The 2,855-nt window shown below is 47.4% G+C and carries 5 protein-coding genes; 1 reads left to right on the top strand and 4 read right to left on the bottom strand.

All coding sequences use genetic code 11. The annotated features are described in order from the left end of the window. Positions 1-233: glycerate kinase (locus tag ABUA47_RS24110; protein ID WP_349832211.1), on the top strand; the 233-nt coding region annotated here is incomplete at its 5' end. Here ABUA47_RS24110 and ABUA47_RS24105 read toward each other — a convergent pair. From ABUA47_RS24105 to ABUA47_RS24090, 4 genes are all read right to left on the bottom strand, one after another. Continuing rightward, positions 230-1,570 carry an MATE family efflux transporter gene (locus ABUA47_RS24105; protein ID WP_035448203.1) on the bottom strand — a complete coding sequence of 447 codons (1,341 nt, stop codon included), beginning with the start codon at positions 1,568-1,570 and terminating at the stop codon, positions 230-232. The two genes, ABUA47_RS24110 and ABUA47_RS24105, sit on opposite strands and share 4 nt — an antisense overlap. A gap of 109 nt (positions 1,571-1,679) precedes the next feature. Then, positions 1,680-1,862 (bottom strand): hypothetical protein, encoded by a 183-nt coding sequence (locus tag ABUA47_RS24100; protein ID WP_005828120.1) that lies wholly within the window; start codon positions 1,860-1,862, stop codon positions 1,680-1,682. A 64-nt stretch (positions 1,863-1,926) separates the two neighbouring features. Then, positions 1,927-2,328, bottom strand: coding sequence for an FKBP-type peptidyl-prolyl cis-trans isomerase (locus ABUA47_RS24095; protein ID WP_008663162.1), 402 nt, complete (start codon positions 2,326-2,328; stop codon positions 1,927-1,929). An 18-nt stretch (positions 2,329-2,346) separates the two neighbouring features. Next, the coding region (locus tag ABUA47_RS24090; protein ID WP_349832209.1) for a flavodoxin family protein at positions 2,347-2,855 on the bottom strand (509 nt) is incomplete at its 5' end.

The following is a 2,855-nucleotide window of genomic DNA, read 5'->3' as shown; positions in this document are numbered from 1 at the left end:
CTCTTATGGGGAAAGTACCTTCGGGCATCTTGCAGGAAGCAAGAAGGCAACATATTCCCGTCATCCTGCTGGCAGGAGCGATAGAGGATGCCGGGATACTGAATGCAGCCGGATTCCGGGGCGTATTCTCCATTACCCCCTCTCCCGTCTCTTTGGAGCAGGCCATGCAGCCTGAATTTGCTCAAGAAAATATCCGAAGGACAGTGGAGCAAATTTGCCGGATTTTCTTTTAACTCCCTCTAACTCCTTTAACATACCGATAGCACCAGATACCGACTACATCGGCAATCAGCCAGCCGATGGGGATGGACCACCAGATGCCCGTCACCCCAATCTCAGGTATCGAAGCAAGCCAGTAAGAAAGAACTACACGGGTGCCCAGCGACAGCACGGTCAGCACAACAGACATGCCCGGCATACGGATGGCCCGATAGTATCCGTACAGCAAAAACAAGATGCCGATGCCACAGTAGAAAGCACCTTCGATGCGTAGGTACGCCACTCCCACCGCAATAATCTCCGTTTCGTCCGGACGGACAAAGATAAGCATCAACGGTTTGGCAAAGATGAAAACCAATACGGACACAAGGAGCGAAAAAACAACAGCCGTGACAAATGCACTGCGAACACCCCGGTGGATACGGTCGTAACGTCCGGCCCCGAAGTTCTGTGCAATAAAGGTGGAAAAGGCATTCCCAAATTCCTGCACGGGCATATAGGCGAAAGAGTCAATCTTCACAGCTGCCGCAAAAGCTGCCATTACCGCTGTTCCAAAGCTGTTGACAAGCCCCTGTACCATCAGGATTCCCAGATTCATCACCGACTGTTGGACGCAAGTCAGTGTAGAGAAGGAAGCTATTTCCTTCAAGCAAGTACGGTCAAAACACATGTCTTCATGATGCCATCGCAGTTCCGGACGCCTTCTGTAAGTATAAATGATGATGCCCAGAGCAGCTACTCCTTGAGCGAGGACAGTGGCCGCAGCCGCACCCTGAATCCCCCAATCCAGTTGTAGGATAAAAAACAAGTCGAGCGCTATATTCAGAACGACAGAAACTGCCAGAAACCAAAGCGGAGTGACAGAATCCCCTACTGCACGCAGCAGAGATGCGTAGAAGTTATAGATAAAGGTGAAAACTATACCGCAGAAGATTATCCACAAGTAGCTGCGCATCATGCCGTATATGTCTTGCGGAACCTGCAACAGCCGGAGAATAGGATCGAGCCAGATAAAAACGACTACATTCAGTATCAGTGTCACGATACCTATTAGTGCAAACGAACTGAATATGCTACGACGCAGTGCTACATGGTTTCCGGCACCATAATGTAAAGAGAACACAGTGCCACTGCCCATCGCCAGTCCCAGCAAAACGGATATAAGGAAAACCATCAGTGTGTATGCCGAACCGACCGCCGCCAACGCCCCTGCACCAATGCATTGGCCTACAATGAGCGTATCTGCAATGTTGTAGCATTGCTGCAAAAAAGACCCTACCAGCATGGGTAGGGTAAAATGCAATAAAGTACCGGTTATGCCTCCTTGAGTGAGGTCTCCTTTCCGTAGCATCCTGCTTTTGTTTTTAAGAGTTTCATTTCCGGGTACAAAGATACAAAACCCTCCAACAAATCATCTGGACTCGACGAAGAAAGAGGCATGTAATAAAAAAAGCAGAGGGTTAACCTCTGCTCTCCATACTGTTTTTGTCAGGATTCAGAATCTTTACGACCTGACGAACATCTCTCTTGTCTGCATTACCGTAAAGGCCAATCTGTTGTCCGGGTACTGTTCCCTTTTCATGTTCTGCCTGGGACAATGCTACTTTCGGGTCAATATGCCCTGCTTTCTTATCTATATTCATACCTATTGAGTTTTTCTAAATTCTTATATGAGAACAAGATAAAAAAGCAAATTGTTCAGCAGTGTCACGAGATATTTAGTAATTCCACTTCAAATATCAGTGTGGAATACGCCGGAATGGGTCCACTGGTACGTGTACCGTATCCCATGGTGTAAGGGATATATACAATCCAACGACTTCCGGGATGCATTCGTAGCAAGGCAATCTGCCAGCCCTCAATCACTTCATTCAGACGAAAAGCCTCCGGACAATTCCGTTTCCACGAATTATCGAACTCACGCCCATTAATAAGCGTGCCTTTATAATGCACAGATACTACACTGTTGAGACGTGGTGTCGGACCGTCTCTGCCTTCCTCCAATACCCGATAAAGTATGCCGCAAGGCAATTCCTTGATTCCTTCTGCCGTACGCAACTGCTCCAGAAACTGTTCGTTCTGCAATTTATATTCTTCTTTTCTACTCATATTGACTTTTTCAATACTTTACAATAATTTGTGCACTGCTTTCTTGCAGTTCCGCATATCCTTTTCCGTCAGCTCAGGATGCTTCTTAGTACCTCCCCTCTCAATGGTTTTCACAATCTTGAAACCACTCCATTTCAGAATCTCCCTGAAAGCTTTCACCACACCGTGCGTCTGATTATAGAGAATATTGAAAGGATAAGGGGTAGTACAAGTGCTTACCACAATCGCTTTCTTGCCCTTATGAAGCGGAAGGGGCATTCCCCAAGAGTTCTCCCCCATCATACCGTAAACCATACGGTCGAAAAGCACTTTCACTTCTCCCGGCATGTTTCCCCAATAGCAAGGGGCACCGATTATCACTGCATCGGCTTCTTTCATAGACTGCAACACTCTCTGTGCCCCATCCTCGGGCAGACAACACTTCAATGAACTGCGACACTTCATGCAACCGATGCAGGGATGTACCTGCAACTGTGGAACGTCTATATAAACTGTTCCAACTCCGCAGCCTTCAAGTTCCTGCTTCA

The organism is Bacteroides sp. RTP31139st1_H2_RTP31139_211217, from assembly GCF_040227615.1.
GTDB lineage: Bacteria > Bacteroidota > Bacteroidia > Bacteroidales > Bacteroidaceae > Bacteroides > Bacteroides uniformis.
This window is presented reverse-complemented; position numbering and strand designations above follow the sequence as displayed.

Coding starts and splice junctions, on each gene's coding strand:
- ABUA47_RS24105 (WP_035448203.1), bottom strand. CDS start 1,570: ATGCTACGGAAAGGAGACCTCACTCAAGGAGGCATAACCGGTACTTTA.
- ABUA47_RS24095 (WP_008663162.1), bottom strand. CDS start 2,328: ATGAGTAGAAAAGAAGAATATAAATTGCAGAACGAACAGTTTCTGGAG.
- ABUA47_RS24100 (WP_005828120.1), bottom strand. CDS start 1,862: ATGAATATAGATAAGAAAGCAGGGCATATTGACCCGAAAGTAGCATTG.